This window comes from Trichocoleus sp. FACHB-262 (assembly GCF_014696035.1).
Taxonomy (GTDB): domain Bacteria; phylum Cyanobacteriota; class Cyanobacteriia; order FACHB-46; family FACHB-46; genus Trichocoleus.
On the sequence record NZ_JACJPK010000037.1, the window covers coordinates 19765 to 46342 of the forward strand.

Annotated in this window: 24 protein-coding genes; 19 read left to right on the forward strand and 5 right to left on the reverse strand. The window is 49.3% G+C overall.

Annotated elements, in window-relative coordinates; all coding sequences use genetic code 11:
* The first annotated feature begins 1 nt into the window (after nt 1).
* From H6F68_RS08150 to H6F68_RS08205, 12 genes are all read left to right on the forward strand, one after another.
* A complete protein-coding gene (locus H6F68_RS08150; RefSeq protein WP_190558003.1) occupies nt 2–631 on the forward strand; it encodes a response regulator transcription factor in 630 nt (209 codons plus the stop codon).
* Nucleotides 632–873: 242 nt separating this feature from the next.
* Nucleotides 874–1527, forward strand: a complete 654-nt coding sequence (locus H6F68_RS08155; RefSeq protein ID WP_190558005.1) for an MOSC domain-containing protein — start codon at nt 874–876, stop codon at nt 1525–1527.
* Between the two features lie 53 nt (nt 1528–1580).
* Nucleotides 1581–2156 carry a DUF981 family protein gene (locus H6F68_RS08160; protein ID WP_190558007.1) on the forward strand — a complete coding sequence of 192 codons (576 nt, stop codon included), beginning with the start codon at nt 1581–1583 and terminating at the stop codon, nt 2154–2156.
* 40 nt (nt 2157–2196) lie between these two features.
* Nucleotides 2197–2574: a hypothetical protein gene (locus H6F68_RS08165; RefSeq protein ID WP_190558009.1), complete on the forward strand. Its 378-nt coding sequence runs from the start codon at nt 2197–2199 to the stop codon at nt 2572–2574.
* 76 nt (nt 2575–2650) lie between these two features.
* Nucleotides 2651–3523 (forward strand): alpha/beta fold hydrolase, encoded by an 873-nt coding sequence (locus H6F68_RS08170; protein ID WP_190558011.1) that lies wholly within the window; start codon nt 2651–2653, stop codon nt 3521–3523.
* Nucleotides 3524–3597: 74 nt separating this feature from the next.
* On the forward strand, nt 3598–4347 hold the full coding sequence (locus tag H6F68_RS08175; protein ID WP_190558013.1) for an SDR family oxidoreductase: 750 nt from the start codon (nt 3598–3600) through the stop codon (nt 4345–4347).
* Nucleotides 4348–4407: 60 nt separating this feature from the next.
* Nucleotides 4408–4611: an SDR family oxidoreductase gene (locus H6F68_RS08180; RefSeq protein WP_277876032.1), complete on the forward strand. Its 204-nt coding sequence runs from the start codon at nt 4408–4410 to the stop codon at nt 4609–4611.
* 40 nt (nt 4612–4651) lie between these two features.
* Nucleotides 4652–5299, forward strand: a complete 648-nt coding sequence (locus tag H6F68_RS08185; protein ID WP_190558017.1) for a cysteine hydrolase family protein — start codon at nt 4652–4654, stop codon at nt 5297–5299.
* A 7-nt stretch (nt 5300–5306) separates the two neighbouring features.
* Nucleotides 5307–7964 (forward strand): S-layer family protein, encoded by a 2658-nt coding sequence (locus H6F68_RS08190; RefSeq protein ID WP_190558019.1) that lies wholly within the window; start codon nt 5307–5309, stop codon nt 7962–7964.
* A 132-nt stretch (nt 7965–8096) separates the two neighbouring features.
* The gene (locus H6F68_RS08195; RefSeq protein WP_190558021.1) at nt 8097–10823 is read left to right on the forward strand and encodes a CHAT domain-containing protein; all 2727 of its coding nucleotides are present in this window, start codon (nt 8097–8099) and stop codon (nt 10821–10823) included.
* Between the two features lie 40 nt (nt 10824–10863).
* On the forward strand, nt 10864–11658 hold the full coding sequence (locus tag H6F68_RS08200) for a DUF928 domain-containing protein (RefSeq protein ID WP_190558023.1): 795 nt from the start codon (nt 10864–10866) through the stop codon (nt 11656–11658).
* 6 nt (nt 11659–11664) lie between these two features.
* A complete protein-coding gene (locus tag H6F68_RS08205) occupies nt 11665–13944 on the forward strand; it encodes a CHASE2 domain-containing protein (RefSeq protein ID WP_190558025.1) in 2280 nt (759 codons plus the stop codon).
* A gap of 61 nt (nt 13945–14005) precedes the next feature.
* Here H6F68_RS08205 and H6F68_RS08210 read toward each other — a convergent pair whose 3' ends face one another.
* From H6F68_RS08210 to H6F68_RS08230, 5 genes are all read right to left on the reverse strand, one after another.
* A complete protein-coding gene (locus tag H6F68_RS08210; RefSeq protein ID WP_190558027.1) occupies nt 14006–15748 on the reverse strand; it encodes a ShlB/FhaC/HecB family hemolysin secretion/activation protein in 1743 nt (580 codons plus the stop codon).
* Nucleotides 15749–15990: 242 nt separating this feature from the next.
* Complete coding sequence (locus tag H6F68_RS08215) at nt 15991–16503, reverse strand: peptidoglycan-binding protein (RefSeq protein WP_242065412.1); 513 nt, start codon at nt 16501–16503, stop codon at nt 15991–15993.
* 91 nt (nt 16504–16594) lie between these two features.
* The gene (locus H6F68_RS08220) at nt 16595–18196 is read right to left on the reverse strand and encodes a GMC family oxidoreductase (RefSeq protein WP_190558029.1); all 1602 of its coding nucleotides are present in this window, start codon (nt 18194–18196) and stop codon (nt 16595–16597) included.
* 29 nt (nt 18197–18225) lie between these two features.
* Nucleotides 18226–19146 (reverse strand): alpha/beta hydrolase, encoded by a 921-nt coding sequence (locus H6F68_RS08225; protein WP_190558030.1) that lies wholly within the window; start codon nt 19144–19146, stop codon nt 18226–18228.
* A gap of 89 nt (nt 19147–19235) precedes the next feature.
* Nucleotides 19236–19727 carry a cupin domain-containing protein gene (locus H6F68_RS08230; protein ID WP_190558032.1) on the reverse strand — a complete coding sequence of 164 codons (492 nt, stop codon included), beginning with the start codon at nt 19725–19727 and terminating at the stop codon, nt 19236–19238.
* Nucleotides 19728–20056: 329 nt separating this feature from the next.
* Here H6F68_RS08230 and H6F68_RS28705 point away from each other — a divergent pair, with 329 nt between their 5' ends.
* The 7 genes from H6F68_RS28705 (at nt 20057) to H6F68_RS08260 (ending at nt 26498) form a co-directional block, all read left to right on the forward strand.
* Nucleotides 20057–20212 carry a hypothetical protein gene (locus H6F68_RS28705; RefSeq protein ID WP_206755508.1) on the forward strand — a complete coding sequence of 52 codons (156 nt, stop codon included), beginning with the start codon at nt 20057–20059 and terminating at the stop codon, nt 20210–20212.
* A 285-nt stretch (nt 20213–20497) separates the two neighbouring features.
* Complete coding sequence (locus tag H6F68_RS08235) at nt 20498–21247, forward strand: alpha/beta fold hydrolase (protein ID WP_190558034.1); 750 nt, start codon at nt 20498–20500, stop codon at nt 21245–21247.
* Nucleotides 21248–21340: 93 nt separating this feature from the next.
* Nucleotides 21341–22177 carry an alpha/beta fold hydrolase gene (locus H6F68_RS08240; protein WP_190558036.1) on the forward strand — a complete coding sequence of 279 codons (837 nt, stop codon included), beginning with the start codon at nt 21341–21343 and terminating at the stop codon, nt 22175–22177.
* Nucleotides 22178–22286: 109 nt separating this feature from the next.
* Nucleotides 22287–22862, forward strand: a complete 576-nt coding sequence (locus H6F68_RS08245) for an antibiotic biosynthesis monooxygenase (RefSeq protein ID WP_190558037.1) — start codon at nt 22287–22289, stop codon at nt 22860–22862.
* 122 nt (nt 22863–22984) lie between these two features.
* Entirely contained in the window at nt 22985–23260 is a 276-nt protein-coding gene (locus tag H6F68_RS08250) for a UBP-type zinc finger domain-containing protein (protein ID WP_190558040.1), read from the forward strand.
* A gap of 171 nt (nt 23261–23431) precedes the next feature.
* Nucleotides 23432–25093 (forward strand): response regulator, encoded by a 1662-nt coding sequence (locus tag H6F68_RS08255; RefSeq protein ID WP_190552395.1) that lies wholly within the window; start codon nt 23432–23434, stop codon nt 25091–25093.
* A 1-nt stretch (nt 25094) separates the two neighbouring features.
* Nucleotides 25095–26498: a sensor histidine kinase gene (locus H6F68_RS08260; RefSeq protein ID WP_190558042.1), complete on the forward strand. Its 1404-nt coding sequence runs from the start codon at nt 25095–25097 to the stop codon at nt 26496–26498.
* Nucleotides 26499–26578 lie beyond the last annotated feature (80 nt).

Sequence of the window (26578 nt, forward strand, 5' to 3'; positions counted from 1 at the left end):
CATGAGCCAACCAGCAACTATCCAGGTTCTGCTTGTGGATGATCATGCCATTGTCCAGCAAGGGTTGGCAGCCATCATCAATGAAGAATCGGATATGACTGTCATTGGTCAGGCCAAGAATGGGGTTGAGGCAGTTCAGTTGTTCCGTCAAGTGCAACCCGACGTGACCTTAATGGACTTGCGGATGCCACAAATGGGAGGGGTGGAAGCAATTACGGCAATTTGTACTGAGTTCAATACCGCTCGCATCATTGTATTGACTACCTATGACGGAGATGAGGACATCTATCGGGGGTTGAGGGCAGGTTCAAAGGGATATTTGCTTAAAGACTGTAAACCCCATGAACTAAGAACTGCGATTCGTACAGTTCATGAGGGGCTACAATATATTCCCCCTCATGTTGGGGCTAAGTTAGCACAGCGCATGACCCATCCAGAGCTGACCGAGCGCGAATTAGAGGTGCTTCAGTTGGTTGCTCAGGGGATGAGCAATCTGGAAATCGGTGCTGCTTTGAGCATTACTGAAAGCACTGTCAAGTCCAACATCAACCGCATCTTAAGCAAGTTAGGCGCTAAAGACCGCACCCAGGCTACCATCATTGCCTTAAAGCGAGGAATTGCCAGTCTGTAAAGCCTGTCATATCGACTTAGATTTGATTTCAAGTTGAACTTAAGTTCGATGCCAACCCAATACTTCAGGCTGCTTCATGATTGATCGTTCTGTGGATTCAAGTATGGACCCTGAATGGACGACAGATTTGAGTTAGACCCTTAAATTAGGGGCATGCAAACGGTTGCAGAGATTGAAGTGAAGAAAATGGACGGCTGTAGAAGGCTGCCATTGCCTCACGACCCAAAGCTGTGGAGCTTAAAATGAAACTCATCTCTGTCAATGTGGGACTGCCACGGGAAGTGACCTGGAAAGGGAAAACAGTGAGAACTGGAATCTTCAAAGAGCCAGTCCTAGGCAGTGCAAGGGTGATGGTGCGATCGCTGAACTTAGACGGAGATGGACAGGCTGACCTCTCGGTTCATGGCGGATTAGACAAAGCAATTTATGTCTATCCGTTCGAGCATTATGATTACTGGCACGCTGAGTTGCCTGACACAGACCTAACGCTAGGCATTTTTGGTGAAAATCTCACAATCACTGGACTGAGAGAAGACGAAGTAAACATTGGCGATCGCTTTCAGGTTGGCACAGTCAAACTGATGGTGACACAACCTCGCCTCCCTTGCTACAAACTGGGGATTCGGTTTGGGCGACCCGATATGGTAAAGCGATTTCTCGCCAGTCGTCGCACCGGATTTTATTTTTCCGTTTTGCAAGAAGGAGAAGTCGGGACGGGAGACACTCTAGAGTTGATGAGCCGAGATGACAACAGGATCACGGTTGCCGACATCACTCAGCTTTATGTGCGTGAGAAAAACAATCCAGAGCTACTGCACCGCGCAACTCAACTCGAAGCTTTACCCAAAAGTTGGCGCGACTATTTCCAGGAACAAAGTCGTCGTCAGGATGGGTAGATTAATTCGATTTTTATCTAAGTTTTGATAAAACCGAACATGTAGGAGATCTTATGTTTATCGATTACCTCACACTCATGCTCATTAACCTGGCGGCTGGGCTCGCTCTGTTAGCTGCCTATGTCTATTTTGGTCTGGGTGAGCCAAATCAGAGACGCTGGATTCCAGGCTTTGGGGTTGTCGGTGGGATCGCTTTAGCCACTGGTTTACACATGACATTTACCTGGCCCATTATTGGTAGTTTCAATATTGCCTTTGGTGAAACAACCGTTCTGTTTGGCGTTTTATTCATTGGAACTTCACTCGCCCTAGCGCTGGGTTGGGACCTACTGACCCTCGCTGCTTATGGCTTCTTTGCAGGACTTGTATCGCTTCTAATTGGCTTTCGCATCATCAACCTGGGAATCACACAACTTCCTCTGCTGACGGGAATTGGATTCATTTTAGTTGGCCTAGGAGGAATTTTTTCTGCACCAACCCTCTATCTCAAATCAAACCGATTCTTGCGAACGATTGGAGCAATTGGGCTAATTGTGGCAGCTCTTATCTTTGCGTTTATTGGGTTGAGTGCCTACTGGGGACATCTGGCTGACTTCTCGACGTGGCAACCCCAAACCCTGACAAAATAGCCACGTTTCTATTGAAATTCATTACGCTCTTCTGCAAATAATGAAAACTCTTCTGAAAAGAGCCGCCTTATTTCTGGCTCTGCCAACCAGCGTCTTAGCTAATCTCTCTTTACCTGCTTCTGCCGATTCTACGGCTGGCATCATCCTGAGTACGAGATGCCAGGGTGACCACAACATCAATATTTGGCAGAATTCTACCTCTGGTGAACTGCTCTATCGCGCGACTAGTCCCTACGGCAATCTAAGTTTGGGCAAAGGAACTAGCCAAGCGACGGAAGGTGTTCGAGTGTATAGGTTTCGGAACAAAAGTTATGAATACTGGGTGTGGGATGGCACGTTGGATAACCCACAGTCCGGAACTTTCGAAGTGTATAAAAACAACCGAATCTTGCTACAGCAACCCTGTACGAAAATCTGAATCCTCTGTAGGTATTCTTCATTCTCTTGAAACTCACTGCTTGCGATTCGTCAATAACTTTACAAGAGGTAATCTCATGACTACATTTCACACGATCGCGATCGATGGTTTAGATATCTTTTATCGAGAAGCTGGCTCCCGTGACAACCCAACGATTCTGCTGTTGCACGGCTTCCCGACCTCCTCTCATATATTTCGCAATCTCATGTCTGCGCTTAGCGATCGCTTCCACTTAGTTGCTCCAGATTATCCGGGCTTTGGCAACAGTTCGATGCCAAGTGTAAATGAGTTTGATTACACCTTTGATCACCTCGCTGAGATCGTAGAGAAATTCATTGCCGCGATCGATCTCAAGCAATATAGCCTCTACGTGATGGATTATGGTGCTCCCATTGGCTATCGCATTGCAGCTAAATATCCAGAGCGAGTAGAAGCCCTGATTGTCCAAAACGGCAATGCCTACGAGGAAGGCCTGCGCGAGTTTTGGGACCCAATCAAGGCATACTGGCGAGAGCGTTCTCCTGAGAATGCGGATCAGCTCAGACCCTTCTTCACTCTGGAAACAACAAGGTGGCAATACACCAACGGTGTCCGCAATCCTGAAGCGATCAGCCCTGACAACTGGAATATAGATCAACATTTCCTCGATCGCCCCGGAAATGTTGATATTCAACTGGCGCTGTTTTATAGCTATGGCAGCAACCCACCGCTCTATCCGCAATGGCAGGAATATTTCCGTAAATATCAGCCCCCTACGCTGGTTGTTTGGGGTCAGAATGACTACATCTTCCCGGCTGAAGGTGCTTATCCCTACAAGAACGATCTGCGAACGCTGGAGTTTCATTTACTCGATACGGGGCATTTTGCCCTGGAAGAGGAAGGGGAAGCGATCGCAGACCATATCCGTCGCTTTATGACCACTCATGTTAAAGAACGGACGAGATTGTAGAGATTACGTTCTCATTTCTCATCTTGTTACTTGTTACAGACAACTCTTTCAAACTCAACAATTAAGGCATCATCATGCAAAAATTAGATGGGAAAGTCGCTCTTGTTACTGGTGGCACCAGCGGTATCGGTTTTGCTACTGCCAAGGGCTTTGTCGCTGAAGGTGCCTATGTCTTCATCACAGGTCGCCGCCAGACTGAACTGGATGCTGCCGTAGAAGCGATCGGTAAAAACGTTACGGGTGTTCAGAGTGATGCCTCTAAGATGGAAGACCTCGATCGCCTATTCACCACAATCCAGCAAGAGCAAGGACACCTCGATGTGATCTTCGCCAATGCTGGCGGTGGAGAAGTCGCCCCACTTGGAGCCATCACTGAAGAACACTTTGACAAAACGTTCAACACGAACGTCAAAGGTCTATTGTTCACTGTGCAGAAGGCACTGCCCCTGTTGCCAGAGGGGGCTTCCATTATCCTGAACGCCTCGATTACTTCTATAACAGGTACCCCAGCCTTCAGCGTTTACAGCGCTACCAAAGCCGCTGTGCGATCCTTTGCTCGTAATTGGATACTCGACCTCAAGGAGCGCAAGATTCGCGTCAATGCTATCAGTCCTGGTGTCGTGCCCACTCCTGGCTACAACCTGATGGGACTGAGTGATGAGCAGGTGCAGGCATTCATAGAAGGCCAAGCCGCCACTATCCCTCTGGGACGAGTCGGCACACCCGATGAGATCGCCAAAGCCGTTGTCTTTCTCGCGTCAGACGATAGCAGCTTTGTCAATGGTATTGAGCTGTTTGTCGATGGCGGTATGGCACAGATTTGAAGCGCGATCGCAAGCGGCCAACTCACCTAATAACGGTGAGAATCTTCAAGGAGTGTCAACTTGATCAATCCTGGAATCGTGGAAATGGAGGGCATACAAGCAGCGGGAATGATCGGGAGCGATTACCAAAAACAGGTTGAAGCGCTAACCCCACTGGGTCGCATGGGACAGCCGCAGGACATCGCATCTGCTGCTGTCTTCTTTGTGTCCTCCGATTTAGCCTGGATCACTAGGGAAACGCTTCACATCGTGGGTGGTATTTAACGAGGAGAACCGTGAACGTCAACAAGTAGGGAGGAAAACCATGAACATCAACCAGAATGACACCGCAGTAGTTGTCATCGATCCGCAAAACGATGTCTTGAGCGAAACAGGGGTCTCCTGGGATTTGGTAGGTGACAGTGTTAAGGAGAATAAGACCATTGAGAACATCGAACGCATCTTCAAAGCCGCTAAGCACAATAAATTTGAGGTCTTCATCTCCCCCCACTATTATTACCCCACCGACTACGCCTGGAAATTTGCTGGAACCGTAGAGCAAATGATGCTCAAATCTAGGGAGTTCGAGCGCAAAGGTGCATTGAGCCTTGATGGTTTCTTGGGTTCTGGTGCTGACTGGCTCGATCGCTACAAGCCCTTCATTGAAGATGGCAAGACGATCGTGGTTAGTCCTCATAAAGCCTATGGACCGCAGAGCAACGACCTCGTTTTGCAACTGCGTAAGCGCAACATCAGCAAAGTTATTCTGCTCGGAATGCTGGCAAATATTTGTGTTGAAGCTCACCTGCGCGATTTGATCGAACAGGGATTTGAGGTTGCCGTCATCAAGGACGCAACGGCTGCCCCTCGACATCCGGAGCTGGGCGACGGCTATAAAGCGGCACTGATCAATTTTGGGTATATTGCCAATGCAGTGCTGTCTACGGACGATGTTATAGAAGCAATGGCGTAACGGTGTGATGACGCGGTGGCTCGATTCCTTTATCTTGACTTTAGCGATCGCGCCAAGAGTAACCTTCTGCCGCTCGCAACTATGGAACGAGGACAGCAAAATGAACCGATCGCCCTTAAAAGTGTGGATTTTGACAACCAGTATCGTGAGCGCATTGCTTTATACTCAACCGATCACTGCTCAAGTCATTCCTGACACTACACTCCCTGTGGGAGAGCGATCGCAAGTTTCTGGCAATACAAGTACTCAGATTGATGGTGGGGCAAGACGGGGTGGCAATCTGTTTCATAGCTTCAGCCAATTTTCTGTGCCGACGGGAGGTTTTGCCTACTTCAACAATTCCATAAATGTACAGAACATTTTCAGTCGCGTTACAGGTGGGTTGGCCTCCAATATTGATGGTGTAATTCGGGCAAATGGCACTGCAAATCTGTTTTTGCTCAATCCTCATGGCATCCTGTTTGGTCCCAATGCTTCGCTCAATATTGGTGGCTCGTTTGTTGCCAGCACAGCCAGCAGCATCGACTTTGTCGATAATTTTCAGTACAGCGCCACGAATCCTCAAATGACGCCGCTGTTAACTGTTAGTGTTCCAGTTGGGTTGCAGATGGGAGCTAATCCGGGGCAAATTGAGGTGCAGGGGAATGGATACGATTTATCCGTTCAAGTTCCTATTCTTTCCTCTATTGTCAAAGGTGATAGTACAGCAGGGTTGCGGGTGCTAGGAGGTCAGACCCTGGCCTTAATTGGAGGGGATATAAACATTGCTGGCGGCACACTGGCGGCAGAGCAAGGCCGAATCGAGTTAGGTAGTGCACGCGATGGGCAAGTGGGCCTTGGTGATGGCTTTGTCCTCAGCTACCCAGAAGTACAAAACTTTGGTGATATTCGTTTATCGCAACAGGCGTTAGCCTATGCGAGTGGGAGCAGTTCAATTCAGGTACAAGGAAATCAAGTCTCGCTAGCAGATGGGTCACTGCTGTTGATTCAAAACCAAAGGGCTCAAGCGGGAGGAAGTATCAAAGTAAATGCTGCCCAGTCGCTAGAACTGAGCGGAATAAGCCCAGATGGTAGGTTCTCAGCTGGTTTGACTAGCCAAACTACTGGACTTGGAAGTGGGGCAGACATTACAGTTTCGACTAGGCAGTTAACTGTTCGGGATGGGGCAGGAGTAGCCACTAATTCCTTCAGTTCTGCCAAGACGGGCAACATAACTGTGCAAGCTTTTGATTCAGTACAACTTATTGGGTTTTCATTCATTAATCCTATTTTTCTTAGCAGCATCGCTACTAAAGCTTTTGGCTCTGGAGTTGGAGGAACCGTAACGGTATCAACAGGGCGGTTAGTTGCTTTAGATGGAGGAAGCGTATCATCTCCCAATTATGGAACTGGCAGGGGTGGTACTGTGGTGGTAAATGCAACTGAAGCAGTAGAACTGATGGGGAAGTCCCTCTTTTCCTCTCCCAGCACTGTGACCTCTACCTCTCTCAATACTGGAGATGCTGGGGTAGTTACTATTAACACGGCGAGGCTAGTGGTTCAAAAGGGAGGCAGTGTTACTTCTTCCGTCTTAGCAACTGGTAACGGTGGCAGTGTCACCATCAATGCCACGGAGTCTGTTGAGGTCAGTGGTACAGTACCCGGCGCTCTTCCCAGTTATATAGGTTCGGCTGCCCCTATTGCGCCTACAGCCTTACGACAAGCTTATGGGTTGCCTGACACACCAAATGGAAATTCAGGCAACGTGACCATTAATACGCCTTTTTTGAGCATCAATGATGGTGCAAGTATCACTGTCAGCAATGATGGAACTGGGAGTGCTGGCATATTGCGGGTGAATGCCAACTCGATTTCTCTAGACCGTGACAGTTCAATTACAGCCGCTACTGCCTCTGGTGAAGGTGGAAACCTTGATCTCAATGTGCAAGGTGTTCTGCTGCTGCGAAACAGTAGTCAAATCACTGCTTCGGCGGGTGGTAATGGTAATGGCGGTAACATCGAAATTAATGCAAGCTCGATTGTTTCTGTATCCACTGAAAATAATGACATTCGTGCTAATTCTGTGAACGCTCGTGGCGGTAACATCTCGATCAATGCCTCTGGCATCTTTGGCATCCAGCCTCGACCTCAAGATACACCTTTAAGCGACATCACCGCGACCGGAGCCAAGTCTGCCTTAAGTGGCAGCGTCCAACTCAACATCAATCAACTTGACCCCACTTCTGGCTTAATCGAGCTACCCACAACGATCGTCGATTCAGCGCGCCTGATTGCCCAAGGATGTCCTGCCAATCAGGGCGACTCGTTCATTATCAGTGGTCGCGGGGGCTTGCCGCCCAATCCTGAACAACAGTTAGACGATGATGCCAATTGGCAAGACCGTCGTAGGTTAGTTGTGACACAGCAGCAAACAGATAGTAAGAGAGAGGTGAGCCGCAGTCAACAGCCAGAAGCAGAGGATACGGACACAAAGAGACACAGGGAATTCCTTGATTCAACATCCAACAGTCAACATTCAGAGATTCCCTCTCCCACCCATCCCTTAATTACCGAAGCGATCGCCTGGCAAGTGGCTCCTACTGGAGAGATAATTCTGATTGCTAACACACCTAACCAAGTTAGGCAGGATTCGGTGGACCATCTAACCCTCTGCCAGAGAAGCTAAAGAACAGTTTGAGTAAGGTTAACTTATCTATTTTGTTTAGTCTGATTTTGCAAAATCTTTGATAATGATGTAATAACCCAGCTAGCAATAGATATCTATTGATATCAGTAATGAAAGGAGCCAAGCGAGTAGATGCATCAGGAGCGCTGGGGCAGGCGAATCCATCGAGGAGAATCCATCGTACAAGGGCTCTTTTCAGAAAAAGGATGGCGGCGATTCCTGCATTTTGTTGTGTTGGGGCTGTTCATCGCTGTTAGCCTGCATGCAGAGATTGCAGTTGGATTCCAAGAGACTGGTAACTGGAAGGTAGAGAATACAGAGCAAATCAGGATCACATCAAATTCTCCTCTGTCTTCTACAATTTCTCCGCCCACCCAAGTGCAGCAAGCCGAAGCGCACTACCAGGCAGGGCAGCTGTCAGAAGCAATCGCCCTCTGGCAAAAAGCTGCAACCCGCTACGAGGCGAAAGGCGATCGCCTCAATCAAGCGTTGGTTCTCAGTTTTCTTGCCACTGCCTGGGCAGACTTGGGGCATTGGATGCAAGCGAATGATGCCATCGATCGAGCGACCTCGCTGTTAAACGCCCAACATCTGGCAGCTAATCCCGACATCTCACCCGTTCGCGCCCAAGTTCTCACTGTTCAAGGAGAGCTACAGCTCACTCAAGGTCAAGCAGCTGCAGCACTGGAAACGTGGCAACAGGCTGAGACGGCCTACCGCCACACCAACGATACCAGCGGTATCTTGGGCAGTCAGATCAACCAAGCGAGGGCGTTGCAGTCAGAAGGGCTTTACAGACGAGCCACAACGCTGCTCACCCAAGTAGAACAATCTCTGCAAAATCAGCCCGATTCCAGACTTAAGGTAGCGGGATTACGGAATCTAGGCAAAATGCTACGCTTAGGCGGCGATCTGGCCCAATCTCGGGTGGTCTTGGAAAAGAGCTTGGCGATCGCCCTCAAGCTTCGAGACGATACCGCTAAATCTGCATCTGACATCAGTGGCATTCTCCTCAGTTTAAGCAACACGACTCGCGCTCAAGGAGAAACCGATACCGCACTTGCATTCTACCAACAGGCAGCAATCGCAGCTCCCTCGCTCACCACAAAAACGCAAGTTCAACTGCTTCAGCTCAGTCTGCTGGTTGAAGCCGAGCGGCTGACAGACGCGCAGCACTTGTTGCCAGACCTCCAATCTCAAATCACTAATTTGCCCCTTGGTCGTCTAGCTATTTATGCCCGCATTAATCTAGCTCAAAACCTAGTCAGAATGAGGGGCAGAGAGGTAGAAAGAGCAGGGGAGATATCTTCTGAACGTCTCAGCACCTCAGCTCAAGAACTCGCTGCTGCGGTTCAACAAGCTCATAGCATGGGCGATCGTCGGGCTGAATCTTATGCCCTTGGCACTTTAGGCAGCTTGTATGAAACGACCCATCAATGGGACAGTGCTAAAACCCTAACGCAACAAGCGCTGAGTTTGGCTCAGTCTATTGATGCGCCCAGTGTGGTCTATCAGTGGCAGTGGCAGCTCGGACGAATTTTCTGTCAAGATACACAACCCTGCACTGCCACTGGAGGTCTGCAAAACGCAACGGCTGCCTATGCAGAAGCGGTTAAGACCTTGCAATCCCTCCGCAGTGATATAGCAGTAATTAACCAAGAGGTGCAGTTCTCGTTTCGAGAAAGCGTTGAACCCGTCTACCGACAATTTGTGGAACTGCTGTTGCAATCAGACAGCAATGCACCCAGCCAGGCAAACTTGAAACAAGCGCGTGAGGTGATCGAAGCCCTGCAACTAGCAGAACTGGATAATTTCTTTCGAGAAGCCTGTGTCAATGCTCGTCCCGTCAAAATCGATCAAATCGATCCGCAGGCTGCCGTCATTTATCCAATCATTTTGCCCAACCAGTTGGCCGTGATCCTGGCGTTACCTAATCAACCCTTGCGCTATCACAAGACTCTACTGGCTCAAACCGAAGTAGAGCGCATCCTCGTCCAAATGCGTCAATCTCTTAGACCCACCGCCTTTGTAGAAGATTGGTTGCCCGCTGCTCAACGAGTTTACGATCTACTCCTGCGTCCCGTGAAGACTGAACTGGCGGCAAGTGGGATTAAAACCCTTGTGTTTGTGCCTGATGGCTGGCTGCGGAGTTTGCCAATGGCAGTCCTCCACGACGGTCAGCATTATCTGATTGAAAACTATGCAGTTGCGCTTACTCCTGGTTTACACCTACTGCAACCCCAGCCGATCAAGCGTCTACGGCTGCATGGGCTACTAGCAGGATTAAGTCAAGCTCGCGAAAGCTTTCCAGCATTGCCGAATGTTGCAGTCGAAATTAATCAAATCAACACAAAAATTTCAGCTCAGGTGCTGCTAAATCAGGCGTTTACCAATCGATCGCTGCAAACCCAAATTGACTCTACTCCTTCGTCCATCGTTCATTTAGCAACACATGGTCAGTTTAGCTCGAAGGCTGAAGATACCTTTATTTTGGCGTGGGATGGACGCATCAATGTTAAACAATTGGATCAACTGCTCCGGGTGAGAGAGGGAAATTCCAACCCCATCGAACTGCTGGTTTTGAGCGCTTGCCAGACTGCCACAGGCGATAGTCGAGCGGCGCTGGGGATGGCAGGAGTAGCAATGCGGTCGGGGGCACGCAGTACCCTGGCTTCACTCTGGTCAGTTGGCGATCGCTCTACTGCATTGCTCATGATTGAGTTTTACCGGGAGTTAGGTAAACCTGGAATGACGAAGGCTGAAGCTCTGCGTCGGGCTCAAGTTAGTTTGTTGCACCAAGAGGATTACAACTCTCCTTACTACTGGTCGCCGTTTGTTCTGCTAGGAAATTGGCTCTAAAAAACCTTCGCTTTAAAGACCTCACTTCTTTAACAATCTTATGTCTTGTATCAAATCTTTGTTCTGTTATACATCCATCAGCCTTGCCCTAGCCTCAGAACTGGCGATCGCGCTCAACCTGACTGTCACCATTACTCCTAGCGCCGCAACAGCGCTGTCTGAAAATGGAAAACGTTCCGTTTATCAGCAAGCCCGCAAGCCAAGTCCTCCTCCCCCGCCGCCTACGAATCCAGGTAGCTCAGCCGCAGGGGGGCGACGTAATCCTGCTGCTTGCCCTCAAGATGCAGTGGTGGAAACCACCCGTCCGTCCTTAACAGCCTTTAGCCCAACGAGCAAACCAGGCTTAACCGTAGCAGCGCATCCCACATTTTTGGTATACGTGCCCAGAACTAGGGCTGAAACTGCCGAATTTAGCCTTCGCAATCGAGCGGGTCAAGGGATTTACCGAACGACGATCGCCTTGAGCAATACTCCCGATATCATCAGCATCACCTTGCCCGATCAGGTAGCGCCTTTAGAGATTGACAGGACATATGTATGGTCGTTTGCCATCATTTGCAACCCAACCGATCGCGTTGCCGATCAATTTGTTACAGGCATCGTACAACGAACAAAGGTTAATCTGGCTCGCTTACGTCAAATTGAGCAAGCATCCTTCAGACAGCGCCTTGTCCTGTACCAGGAGGATAGCATTTGGTATGATCCCCTCGCTCTCCTGTTCGAGTTAAAGCGCAGCCAACCTCATGAGCCAGACATCAGCACAGCTTGGCGTGAATTTTTGCAAGCTGGCGGCCTAGATACGATGGTAAATGTTAGTCCAGCCAGATCCAGATAACTTGTATTGAGCGATCGCGTTTATCCTATGTGGACAATCCTGAAGCAGTGTATTTGGCGATGGCGTGGAGTTCTGGTAACTGCTCCCAGCATTGCTGGAGGATTGCTGATTCTACGATTTGCCGGAGCACTTCAGTTGATGGAGCTAGTGGCACTTGACCAGATGTTCCGCCTGCGTCACTTTGAACCGGCTGATCCCCGGATTGTCCTTGTTACCGTAGATGAGTCAGACATCAAGCAACTCGGGCGGTGGCCCATGTCTGATGCGGTGCTGGCTCAGTTAATCTCATCCATCAAACAACAGCAGCCGAGAGTCATTGGTCTGGATATCTTTCGAGATCTACCTGTAGAACCGGGTCATCAAGACCTGATCAACGTTTTCATCTCTACCCCTAATCTCATTGGGATTGAGAAAGTGATTCAAACGGCTCAGGGCGAGGTGATTCAAGCACCTCCAACCTTAAAGCAACGGGATCAGGTCAGCGCCATTGATCTGCTCTTGGATACCGACAGCACAATTCGTCGCAGTTTGCTGTACTTAAGCAACAAGGACGGGCGAGCAATTGCCACCTTAGGAGCACAACTAGCCTTTGTGTATCTCAGAGGTGAAGGTATCGAGCTAGAAACGATCGACTCCAGTCAAGGTCAGTTCCGATTAGGCCGAGCCGCATTCACTTCTTTGCGGTCTAACGATGGGGGTTATGTGGGCGTTGATGCGGGTGGATATCAAATTCTGTCAAACTTTCCCAAATTCCTAAACGATTTCCATACTATCTCCATGACAGATGTGTTGCGGGGTCGCATACCCAAAAACTTAATGCGCGATCGCATTGTTTTGATTGGATTAACGGCTGAGAGCATTGAAGACAAATTTTTCACCTCTTACACCACCGACTTGATTGCAGCCCCCCCTGGTGTCGCAGTTCATGCTTTATTAACGAGTCAATTGCTCAGTGCGGCTTTAGAGGGTCGCCCTCTGTTGAGCGTCTGGTCAGAACCGATTGAATGGCTATGGATCATTTTTTGGTCTGCGATCGGAGCCATCATCGGGTGGATATCTCGATCGCCTCGCCAAGCAGCATTTAGAGTCGTTTTATTGGCAATTGTGCTTTTAGGCAGTGCATACGGCCTGTTTCTCGCGGGTTGGTGGATTATTATCATTCCCTCCCTGCTGGCTCTCACGACTTCTGCCATAACCAGCAGCAGCTACCTACTGTGGGACAATCTGAAGGAGTATGCCCGCACCCTAGAGCAAAGGGTGGAAGAGCGGACTCTCAAACTAGAGCAAGAAATTGCGGAACGAAAGCAGGCAGAAGATACCCTGAGCCAACAAAAACAACTCTTGCAAGCGATCGTGGAGCATATTCCTGTCATGATTACACTCTACGATGCAGAAGGAGAAATCGAATTTGTCAATCATCAGTTTGAGCAAACTTTAGGATGGTCAACCGCAGATCTGCACCATATTGACCTAATTGTTGAATGTTGTTTCAATTCGGAACAGCAGCAGATTCTAGACCATATGTTAGCCGCAACTGGCACTTGGTCAGACCTCAAAATCAGAACCAAAGACGAGCGTGTGGTCAACACCGCGTGGGCAAATATTCGGCTTCCCAACGGCATGAATGTTGGTATTGGGCAAGACATTAGCGATCGCAAACGAGCTGAAGCGGCCTCCATTTTAGAAGAACGCAACCGGATGGCGCGAGAAATTCACGATACGCTAGCGCAGGCGTTTACAGGCATTCTGCTGCATGTTGGAGCGGCAACCGAAATCATGACCAGAAAAACAGAGGCTGCACAAGCACATCTGGAAACTGTGGATGAATTAGCTCGCACTGGGCTGGCTGAAGCCCGCCGATCAGTCGCGGCGCTACGACCCAAACTCTTAGAAGAGGGAGATTTATTTAGCGCCCTCAAACATCTAGTCAATCAAATGAAATCTTCTACGAAGACTCAAATCACCTGTCAAATCATGGGTGGAGTCTATGCTTTACCACCTGATGTGGAAAATAATCTCTTACGCATTGGCCAAGAAGCCTTAACCAACGCGATTAAATATGCCCAAGCCACTGAAATTTGGGTTGAGTTAGTGTACGAGGAGACGCAATGTCTATTACGAGTTAAAGATGATGGACAGGGCTTTGAAGTGGATCAAGTATATCTAACGAAGGGATTTGGTTTACTGGGGATGAGTGAGCGGGTTGATCAGATTGGCGCTGAATTAATCATCCACAGTCAGCCTGATCAGGGCACGGAAATCATTGTGGTGGTGAATCGGGAGTAGGTCCGTGAGCCAATCAGCAGGCAATTTAGTTGTTCCGTCAAGTGCAATTAGAAACTCTGGCTCAAAATGGGTTGTACAGGATGGAGAAGTAAAGTCCATTTTCTTGCAATGTTTCCTTGCTTACATCAACCGAAACCAAAGGAATCCCCCAATCTAATCGAGCGGTGAGGCGATCGCCCATTTGCCAGCGTAGTCCCAAGCCAACTGATGCCAGCGGATTAGGGTCAGCTTCTTCGCGATCGCCTCGATTCCAAGCGGTGCCAAAGTCAACAAAGGGAGTCAGTTGTAAGACGCTATCCCACCGACGAATCCGAGCAATCGGCAGCCGCACCTCAGCTGAGGCAAACAACCCATTGTCGGCGAGCAACAAATCTTGTCGATAGCCACGTACCGTTTCTAGCCCACCTAAACCGATCTGCTCTAGTGGTACCAGCGATCGCTCAGCCAGTTGCACATCGGTTCGCAGCAACAACAGTGTGTCTGGAGCTAAAAGCCTGACCCACTGCCCTTGTCCTCGCCATGAGAAAAAACGGCTATCTGGTCCGGTGTCGCTAAGGGTGGCATCTAGAGCATCCAGACCCAAACTAAATTGAGAGCGAGCCGCAAACACTTCTCGGTTACCGCGTCGCGTCCACTCCTGAAAAAATCGTAACGCGGAGATACGGGTTTTTCCTTGCTCATCGGCTCCTAAGGCAGGAAACGGAATATCTCCACCCAGTAACGAAGCTTGACTCTCACGCCGACTGGCGGTGAGGCCAATGGCAAATTCTTCGCGAGGGGTTTCGACAAGCGGTTGGCGCAGGGTTAGTTCGTAATAGCGAGAGTTGGCATCAATATCGAGCTGGTCAAACGGCTCTTCTATCACCTGGCTTGACGAGGTACCGTAAGCCAAATTTAGGGTACCATTGCGAGCATTCAGGGGTAAAGTATAGCTGGCGTCGAGGGAGTTGCTACCATCTGTATTGGTGTAAGCAGCAGTGAGACTATCTCCCAGCCCTAGTAAGTTGGCTTCACTGAGTTGTAATCGCCGCCGAAACGTCCCCACACTGGGCGATCGCCCATTATCCAGTGTTATCTGTGTATTAAAAGTCTCTGCCTCGGTGACTCGAACCTCTAACAAATTTTCGCCAGGTCTGGTTCCCGCAGATAATTCGGCTGAGAGGCTCTCGATCAGGGGATTGAGTTGCAATAGTTGTAGCGCTTCAAGCAAGCGATCGCGGTTCAGTGGCTGTTGGGTAGCGATTGCCAATCGATTCTGCACATAGGTTGGCTTTAACCGCCGCGTTCCGGTGATTATAATCTCTTCTAGCGTTCCTTCTACGATTTGAATCGTGACCACGCCATTACGTAATTGCTGCGGTGGAATGTAGGCCCCCGAAGTGATGTAACCGCGTTCTACATACAGTTGAGTTAGAGCTGAACGCGCCTGAAATAACTCTGCGAGGGAAATGGGGCGCTGAGTAAATGCTTGAGTTACCGCTGCTAATTCTGCGGGGCTAAAAACAGTACTACCCACCACTTCAAACCGCTCTACAGTTATGGTAGCAGGCACGTTATCTGGTAAGGGTTGTGGTTGAGTGACTTCAGGACTAGAAGCTGGGGGCCGCAGCAACTCTTCTGGCGGTGGTAAGACAGGAGAAGGCTGAGGTGTTTCTGGGGTAGGAATATTGCGAGATGGAGGTTTTAAGATATCCGGTGGTGGGAAAGAAGCTTGGCTAAGAACTAGTTGTGAAGCAAAAGCTGGATTTTTATCTACAGCTTGGGCTGGCAATGGGCTAGCAGCGGTGCTACTAATCAATAGCATCCAACCCAAATGCCACAAATCTTTTCTCAAATGAGGGTAAAGTGCAATTCTCGTGAACACTACAAGCCAGAGCTCGATCCTATAAAACATAGCCCCTGCCTCGCACAACTAATTTTCGCCTTCGCGTCAATTATATGTAGAACGAGCAGAGCCTAGCCTGCAAGAAGTAATTCTACAGCAGGCTAATCTAAAGGGCGCAAGGCTACAGGGGGTAGTAGGACTTGAAGAAACAAAAGAAAGAACTATCCTTTCCAGGGAAGTGGTGCTCGATAAGGGTTTTCATGCATATCTAACACTTCCCAGGTTCGAGGGTTTACCTGCCCTGTTACTGGAACTTTGTACCGCTGCTGTAAATCCCTCACCGCAGATTCCGTAATGGGACCAAAGACTCCATCCACCACTGCACCACTCGGATTTCTTAATCTGACTCCTGCGGCTCCTAAAAAACCATTATCTGAGAGAACTTGCTGCAACAGTTGAACGCTTCTGCCGCGATCGCCACGTCGCAGGGTGGGTAATGTGAGATCAGTATAGGCGGTAGCTATCAAAACTGGATGCCTGGGTTGTGAAGATATAGGTACGACCTGCGTTTTGTCTAGGGACCAGGCTTCACTAATACAACAGGGTTGCGCGATCGCTTTACCAAACAGTGAAACTCCCAGCAGTTCTGCTGCTAATGCTGTTGGCAAAAATATCTTAGATAACACAAAAGTGATTTGAGGAATTGAGTTTTGAACTGTGATAGATCTCATCATGCATTGCCTGATTTAGATAGTCAAAGGAGATGATTAATAGGGCCGTATCGGTGCGATCGCATTAGTTGGCGATCGTCTTTGGCGCTGGGCTCTACACAATCACGGAAGCAGCTTGCTGTGAAACACGACCTGCGGCTTTAATTAAATCGGCGGCTTTTTCGCCAATCATGATGGTCGGTGCGTTCGTATTGCCTGTGGTAATTGTTGGCATGATCGAGGCATCCACAACCCGCAACCCCTCAACCCCATGGACTCGGAGTTCAGGATCTACCACTGCCATTGGGTCAGTGCCCATTTTGCAAGTACCCACCGGATGCCACACGGTACTGCAAGTTTCCCGGACGTAAGCAATGAGGGCGGCATCACCTTGCTTCTCGGCACCCGGAGCGATTTCCTGACCACGAAACTCATCCAAAGCACTGGCAGCGAACAAGTTACGGAGTAATTTGATCCCGACAACAAGCTTTTGCACATCCGCTTCACTTTGGAGAAAGTTCATCCTCAACATCGGGGCATCTTTGGGGTCGGGCGATAGCGTTCGCGGAGCGTCTCGTAGAGAAGCGCTGCTGCCTTCGGCAGGACGCAAACTGACACTGCCAATGTTTTGGGGATGAGTCAAACAAACAAAACTGGTGAATCCTAAACCAGAGTGGGTATAACCAGGCGGTGCTAACACAACGGGACCGAAGAGAAACTGTAAATCTGGCGCAGCATCCAGATTACCTGGAGTATGCAAAAACAAGCCCGCTTCAGCGACACTACTGGTGTTTGCCGGGTGTAAATCCTGAGTTGCTTCATGTGCCACGGCCACAACGGGGTGGTCTTGAAGGTTTTGACCCACACCCGGTAAATCAGCCACGACTGAAATTCCCAAGGCTTGCAGGTGTTCTGCATTGCCAACACCAGAGAGCATGAGCAGCTTGGGCGAATCGAACGCGCCAGCACTTAGAATCACCTCCTGGTTGACTCCGACCTGGTGCAGCGTACCTTCGTGCAGGTATTCCACCCCAACGGTGCGAGTACCCTCGAACAACAAGCGAGTCACCAACGCTCCTGTCGTTACAGTTAAATTGGAACGCTGGAGAATGGGCACAAGGAATGCAGCAGCGGCACTGTGCCGTTTACCATCCTTGATGGTCAATTGATAGAGTCCTGCCCCCTCTTGCTGCATTCCATTAGGATCAGAATTGTGGTCATATCCTACTGCTACTGCTGCGTCTACAAAGCGTTGGGATACCACAGCAGGCGCAATCGGATCGGTCACACTCAACTCTCCATCAACCCCGTGAAATTCGGACGCGCCTCGCTGTTGATGCTCCGATTTCTTGAAGTAGGGCAGGACATCTTGGTAACTCCAACCGGGATTCCCCAATGACTGCCAGTGGTCATAATCGTGAGGATTGCCTCGCAGATAAATCATGATATTAATCGAACTGCTGCCGCCCAAAACTTTCCCACGAGGACAAAAGATTTTGCGGTCATTCAGGTAGGGTTCGGGTTCAGAGAAATACGCCCAGTCCACCTCAGAGCCTTGTAGACTCAGGCATTGTGCTGGGATGTGAATTTCTGATTTTATATCTGGGTTACCCGCTTCAAGTAACAACACGGTTGTGTCACTGTCTTCGGTGAGGCGGTTGGCGACTACACAGCCTGCCGAACCTGCACCAATCACAATGTAGTCATACTGGGTCATGACATCTTCCTCGGTTATTTGTAATGGCTTTATGTTTCACAAGCAGGCTTATGTTTTAAATATTTCTCAAACCAGCTCAAGGCAGTTGTGCTGGCGATCTCAAAGCCTTCTCCTTGGAAGCCGTCAAAGTGTCCACCCTTCAAGACTGTAAAAGACTTCGGCGCGATCGCGTCTGCATAGACAGCGGCGGCCAATTGGGGAGAGGCCAGGAAGTCTTGCTCGCCCACAATTAGACAGAGCGGAGTGGGAAAGATGGCCTCAGGGTGAGGAATGGCTTCGTAGTAGAGACAATGTTCAATCGATTCAAAGGTGAGCCGATTTTCCCATCTACCTTCGCTGGCATCCTTAGTCAATTCAATCCAAGTAAAGGCATCGGGTGTTGCCAGAAAGGAGGGTTGACCAGGCGGGGCAACCAAGGGGAAGTAGCTCACCTCTCCAGTTTGATACCGTTTGATCCGATCTTCTGCAAGCAACTTTGTGAGTTCATGGAGTGCAAGGGGGGAGACCAAACGGCGAGAATTGAGAAATGCATTCACTGTCGGCATTTGGGCTACTACAGCTTTCACGCGCCGATCGAATGCCGCTACGTGCAGGACGTGACCACCGCTATAGGAGAAGCCCCAAAGACCGATACGTTTAGGGTCAACTTCGCTTTGAAGCTGAGTCCAGGTAATAGCATTGCGGTAGTCTTCATGCTGCTCGGTCGGGAGCATTTGACCCCGAGGCTCTCCCTCGCTGGCACCCAGGTATCGATAATCGAACAGCGTGACGGCGAACCCCGCTTTAGCGAAACGCTCAGCAAACTGCGGCAGTCCCATCTCTTTGGTTAAGCCAATGCCGTGAGCCATGACAATGGCAGGACAGCGATCGCCGGATGCGACATTATCTGGCGTGTAAAAGGTGACGGCACACTTTAACCCTTTACTCTCAAAACTAGTGCTTCTTTCCATCGCTACTTATCCTCTAATTCATCTGTCATGAAAGCGATCGCCCAGCTACCTTGGCACTGATTAGGCAGGGGTGGGTTGCAGTCCTGTGGTCATTGCTGAGAAGGCGGAGGAATAATCTCGATGCCGTACTTAGGTGCAGTAATGAGGATCTTGTCCAAGTCTTCAGCATTCAGAGGTGGGGTAGCCGTAATTTGACCATTCACCGCTTTTCCCACTTCGGCAATAAATTTCTCAAAGCCAGCGGGTGTCACCCAAACTAACATTTTGGCAGGGGCAGAGGTCGTATTGGTAAATCGATGCAGCTGCCCTTTGGGAGAATGGAGAAAAGTACCAACCGTTGCTAGTAAGGTGCGATCGTCAAGCTGGAATTCAATCTCTCCGTCTTGCACATAGAACGATTCATTTTCTCGGCTGTGCCGATGGGAAGGTGTGCCGCCTTGAGGTGCAACGATAACCTCACAAAGCGCATAGGCTTCCCCGGTCTCTTCACCAATGGCTTTGAAGGTATAGAGATCTTGACCAAAGTAGTAAGAACGACCTTGATCCGATTGAACAAAAAGTCCATTTTGGTTGATAGTCATTGTCGTCTCCCAATAGATCATCTCCCAGCAGACAAGTTGTTACTAACTGGCTCTTGGAAGATTCCAGCGCTGACTGCTCTCTTTTTTCCCTCTCAGGTCACTTCTACAACCGTTTATATGGCCTTAATTTAAGGGACTAATTCAACTCTGTCGTCCATTCAGAGTCCATACTTGAAGCTACAAAACGATCAATCATGAAGCAACCTGAGGTATCAGCTTCATATCCAACTTAAGTTCAGGTTGACAGCCAACTTAAGCTAAGATGACAAGTCTACAAACTGGCAATCCTTCGTTTCAATGCAAATCCATTAAGGTAAGGTCACCTCCGGTTGCGATTGGCGGAACAGCGCGATCGCCTCAACCCCATTTTTAGCCTGAGTAATCACAGCCATATCCGTATCTTCATTGATGACGGCACTATGAGTTTTGCCTCTAAGTTTGAGATAGATCTGAACTTAAGTTGGATGCCAACCCAATACCTTTGATTACCCAATGACTGATCGTTTTGTGGCTTCAAGTATGAACTTGGAATGGACGACAGATTTGAGGGAGTTCCCTAAATTAGGGTGATGCAAATTAAGACAATTCAAAGACAGCTCGATGCGACCTCTGCCGCGGAAGACTATCTATGCTTTGCGTTTCGGCAGTTCCCTCAACCTCAAATTCATCCTATCAACAAGTATGAAGAAGCGGCTATTTGGTGAAGTATGCTAATCATCAAAATTCAAAAGTTTTTGCTGTTGCTACTGGCATTCAGTGTTTCAATAATTGTGCTGATACGTGCAGAAGTAGCTACTTCTAAGGAAGTAACCCAAAGCTCCAACTCCAAACCTGCGATCGTTCTCGTTCACGGTACCTTCGCTGATGCAACATCCTGGCAACATATCATTCCGTTGTTAGAGCAAGATGGCTACACCGTGACGGCTGTGCAGAATACGCTCACCTCACTCCCAGAAGATATTGCCACCACTAAGCGAGTGATTGATGCTCAAAAGGGTGCTGTTGTGGTGGTGGGACATTCTTATGGGGGAAGTGTGATTACGAGCGCGGCAGCTGGTAACCCGCAAGTCAAGGCATTGGTTTATATCGCTGGTTTCGCCCCCGAAGTCGGCGAAAAGATTAGTGAGTTGAACAGTAGGTATCCAGCCCCCCCGCTCAGCACCGCAATTGTGCCTGATACCGCAGGCTTTCTCTTTATTGATCGAGCCAAGCTACATGAGTTCTTTGCTCAAGATGTTTCCTTAGCTGAGGCCCGGGTGATGGCGGCAACCCAAAAGCCAGTCGCTAGCATCGCTTTCAACCAAACACTCGATCGCGCCGCCTGGAAAACAATTCCCTCCTGGTATCTCGTGACTCAGGAAGACCGGGCGATCAACCCTGAACTTGAACGCTTTATGGCAAAACGCATCGGTGCCAAAACCAGCGAGATCAAATCCAGCCACGTGCCCTTTATCTCTCACCCTAAAGAAGTTGCTAAATTTATCGAAACGGCGGCAACTACTGCGATGAAAGCATCCTAATTTAGCTGAAATACTGTTTTGCAACCGAGCAAAGCAGTCTCTTGGCACAGGCGCAACATATCACAAACTTACTCACAAAGAGGAGATTCTAAAATGCCTTATGTTACTGTCGGCAAAGAAAATTCTGGCACTATCGATATCTACTACGAAGACCACGGAACAGGTCAGCCTGTGGTTCTCATTCACGGTTTTCCGCTGAACGGACATTCCTGGGAAAAACAAGTAGGAGTTTTGCTGGCAGCAGGCTACCGAGTCATCACCTACGATCGCCGGGGTTTTGGCAACTCTAGTCAGCCATCCTTTGGCTATGACTACGACACCTTCGCCGCAGATTTGAACACACTCATCACAGAACTGGACCTGCGTGATGTTTTGCTGGTTGGCTTCTCGATGGGGACGGGTGAAGTGACGCGCTATCTCGGCAAGTACGGCTCAGAGCGGGTGAGTAAAGCAGTACTAATGGCTCCGGTGCCCCCCTTCCTGTTGAAGACCGACGATAACCCGGAAGGAGTGGATCAAAGCGTCTTCGATGGCATTATGAAGAGCATTGTCGCAGACCGTCCCGCCTATCTCTCTACATTTCTTCACAATTTCTTTAACGTCGATATATTTCTCGGCGATCGCATCAGCAATGAGGCCATCCAGATGAGCTGGAATGTTGCAGCAGGAGCTTCTGCAAAAGGAACCTTAGACTGTGTACCCTCCTGGTTGACCGACTTCCGAGATGACTTGCCCCACATTGATGTGCCAACCCTGATCATTCATGGTGAGGCTGACCGCATCCTTCCGATCGCTTCCACTGGTAAGAGGTTGCCGCAGCTCATTAAAGATAGTCGTCTAGTGGTGATCCCTGATGGTCCTCACGCTATCAACTGGACTCATGCAGAACAGGTCAACCCCGCACTGTTAGACTTTCTCAAAGAGGGATAATTATGTTAGTGAGCCAAGTGTTGCGAACGAGTTACAGGTTTGGTTTCTGGCAGAACATTTAGTGGATACTCCATTGGTCTGAAGCGATCGCTCACTGAGGTTGCATTTCATGTTTGAACCCCAAGCAATTGGTACAGATGCAAAAACTCAGCAGGTCACTGCCATCATTTCTCATACGGTTCGCCCTGGGCGCGAGCATGGGTATGAAGAGTGGTTGCACGGTATCGCTGCGGTTGCCCAAAAGTTTAGAGGACACTTGGGAGTCAATGTAATTCGACCGTGGAATCATGCTCACCCTGAATATGTTGCCATCCTCAAATTCGATCAGTACAGTAACCTCAAAACTTGGCTAGAATCTGATATCCGGCAAGAATGGCTGGCGCGATTGCAACCACTGATTGAAAAGCCTGAAGCGGTTCAAACCCTAACTGGACTGGAAACCTGGTTTACACTCCCAAACAGAGTGGAGATGCCGCCCCCTCGCTACAAAATGGTGTTAGTGACGTGGCTAGGAGTGTTTCTCACGCTTCCTATCCCGAACCATTTGCTGGCACCACTACTGTCTGATTTGCCTATATTGTTCCAGCAACTGATCAATACAGGCTTCAGTGTTGCCTTGCTCACTTATCTCATCATGCCACGCCTCACTCAACTATTTTGTAAATGGCTGTATCCTCTTCCATAAAACGATCTTTCACAAAACGATATAGAGTTGCTAGAAACGATCTTTCATAAAACGATATAGAGTTGCTAGAAAAGACTATTCTTTCCAAACAGACTTCCTACTCATTCACACAGTAAAAACCTATGCCCTGTCAACATCTCAATAAAATGACTCTGGAAAACTTAATTCCGAAGGCTAACTACCCCGTGTTCCGGTGTGAGGAGTGCATGCGGACTAACGATCGCTGGGTACATCTGCGAATTTGTCAGACTTGCGGCAAGATGTTGTGCTGCGACTCCTCCAGAAATCAACATGCACGTCGTCATTATGAGGAGAGCGGACATGCTGTGATTAGTTCAGCGGAACTAGGAGAACAATGGCTGTGGTGTTTTACCGATGAGGAGGGAAAGAACTACTGAGCCATCAATTAATCAATTCAGTGAGCGTTTGGCTTTGTCCCCGAACGGAATCGCGTTTGAGATAGCTCTCTATCTAGAAATGCTGAATATGTATACGTTAATGCAGCATCAAATCGATAAATGGTATACAAGATTCCTAACTGTGGCCGTTGAATAACAGGAGATTGAGTGATGGCAAAACCTGTAATTCTCACCGTGGATGATGATCCAGATGTGCTGCAAACAGTGTCACGGGATTTACGGCATCAGTATGGCGATCGCTTCCGGATTGTGCGAGCGGATTCTGGGCAGGCAGCATTGGATGCCTTACAACAGCTCAAGCTACGCAATGAGTTTGTGGCACTCTTCTTGGTAGACCAACGCATGCCGCAAATGAGCGGAGTTGAGTTTCTAGAGCAAGCTCTGGATATGTACCCAAACTCCAAGCGGGCCTTGCTCACGGCCTATGCTGATACAGATGCTGCCATTCGAGCCATCAACAGCATCCAGATCGACTACTACTTGCTCAAGCCTTGGGACCCTCCTGAAGAGCGGCTATATCCAGTTTTAGATGATTTGCTGGATGACTGGTTTGCCTCTTTTCGACCTCCCTTTGAAGGCATTCGGGTAGTTGGCAACCGCTGGTCTCCCCTATCTCATCAAGTCAAAGACTTTCTGGCCCGCAACCAAGTGCCTTACCAGTGGTTGGATATTGAACTAGAAGGTGAAGCTACACAGCTAGTGGAATATGCCGAAGCCGACGGCAAGCAACAATTGCCACTCGTTTTGTTTCCTGATGGTTCCCGGTTAATTCAACCTTCAAATCTGGCGATCGCAGAAAAGATTGGCTTACAAACCCAAGCAGAGCGTCCTTTCTACGACCTGGCTATTATTGGTGGCGGGCCAGCAGGGTTAGCCGCTGCGGTTTACGGAGCCTCAGAAGGACTCAGCACCGTCATGATTGAGCGCCAAGCCCCAGGCGGACAAGCGGGTTCTAGCTCGCGCATTGAGAATTATTTAGGATTTCCGGTAGGCTTAAGTGGGGTAGACTTGGCCCGGCGAGCGGTAGCCCAAGCCCGGCGATTTGGGGTAGAAATTCTCACTCCTCAAGAAGTAACAGCAGTCGAGATCACTAATCCCTACCGAATTCTGCATTTGGCCGACGGCAGCGAAATTAGTTGTCACGCGCTGTTAGTAGCAACCGGAGTTGCCTATCGCAAGTTGGATGTGCCAGGCATGGACCAACTGTGTGGAGCGGGCGTCTATTACGGAGCAGCGATGACCGAAGCAATCGCTTGCCAGGGTGAAACCGTTTATATCGTGGGCGGTGCCAACTCTGCGGGACAAGCCGCGATGCACTTCTCTAAATATGCCCTCGAAGTCGTGATGTTGGTGCGATCGCCCTTAACCAAGAGTATGTCGCAATACTTAATTGACCAGATAGAAGCGACAAATAACATCAAAGTTTGTGTCGGTTGTGCGGTTGAAGAAGTCAAAGGCGACAAAAACCTAGAGGCGATTGTCATCAAAAACATCCACACGGGCGAGAGTGAAACCGTCGAAGCTGCCTCTTTGTTTATCTTTATCGGGGCAATGCCCAAAACCGACTGGCTAGATGGCGTAGTGGAGCGAGATGAGCGAGGATTTATCCTGACTGGGCCTGACTTAATCCGCGATGGTAAGCCTCCCAAGGGTTGGAATCAAGATCGATCGCCTTTTCTCCTGGAAACGAGTGTTCCCGGCATTTTTGCCGCCGGAGATGCGCGATATAACTCCGTGAAGCGGGTGGCATCGGGTGTGGGTGAAGGCTCGATCGCAGTGCAATTTATCCATCGTTATCTAAGTAAGGTATGACATGGTGAATCGCAAGTTGTGCATCGAAGACCTGCTCAAACTGGAGGCGTTTCAACATCTGTCCCAAACCCGATTAGAGTGGGTATGCGATCGCACTCAAACCGTGATGGTGCAGGCTGGAGAGACACTAATTCAAGAGCGAGATCCGCATCGGGGCTTATTTATCCTGGTAAAGGGTCAAATGCTGATTACCCGTCGCAGTGAGGGGACAGAAATTCCCCTAGGGAGACATCAAGCACCCGCCTTCTTTGGAGAAGTTCAAGTCCTGACAGATGAGCCTACTCCAGTGACCCTGCGAGCCATCACAGATTGCCATCTTCACGAAATTGAAGCCAGTGACTTTCTGACGCTGTTGCACGAATGCCGCACGTTCGAGCGGATGGTGTTCCGTATTGTGGAACAACGGTTGCGTGGGTTAGAGTCCTTCATCCGGGGACGGGAGAAAATGGCAGCCCTGGGCACGCTAGCCGCAGGTCTAGCTCATGAACTCAACAATCCCGCCGCAGCGTTGGTGCGGGCGTTGCGAGAGATGCCGCCAGCCATTCTAGAACTCCAGCGCATGAACTTGGTTTATGGTAAACGCCAAGTGGATGACGCACATACGCAACAGTGGCTACAGGCGCGGGATGTAGGATATGACTTGATTCTGAACAATCGCGTAGATGCTGTAACTCTGAGCGATCGCACCGAAATCTTAGAAAATTGGCTAGAAGACTATGGAGTTAGCCAAGCTTGGAAACTGGCAGAACCCCTAGCAGAGGGAGGCGTTGAGACTGAAACGCTAGACCAACTGATGGTGCGTTGGCGAGATGACCCCACTGAATTACGCGAGATTGGGTTGCAATGGCTATCACTTTCGTTTGAGGTGATATCCATGATCAAACATGGTCTGCGGGGAGCAGAGCGAATTTCAGAACTGGTGCAAGCGATGAAGTCCTATTCCTACTTAGATCAAGGCACTCGGCAAGAAGTAGATGTGCATCAAGGATTGGAAGATACCTTGCGATTGTTTGCTCATAAACTCAAGCAGGGAGTCCAAGTTAAACGGTGTTATGATAAGCAGCTGCCCAAGTTACTGGTTTATGGCAGCGAACTCAATCAGGTGTGGACGAACTTAATCGATAACGCCATTGATGCTATGAATGGCAAAGGAGTGCTGACCATTACCACGCAACGTAAGGAGCATTCTGTCCGCGTTGACATCATGGATTCTGGCGATGGCATTCCGCCTGAAACTCAGTCACGCATCTTTGAGCCATTTTTTACGACTAAACCTGTGGGCAAAGGCTCCGGGCTGGGCTTGGAAACCGTACGACGCATTGTGGAAAATCGGCACCAGGGCACAATTTTGGTTGAATCGAAGCCAGGAAACACTTGTTTTAGCATTTGCTTACCTCTTGTGTAAGCTAGGGCAACCATCCTAAATTATTCAGCATTTTATTCGGCAGGGGTGCGATCGCTCGGTTACCCCTTGCCAGAAATTCC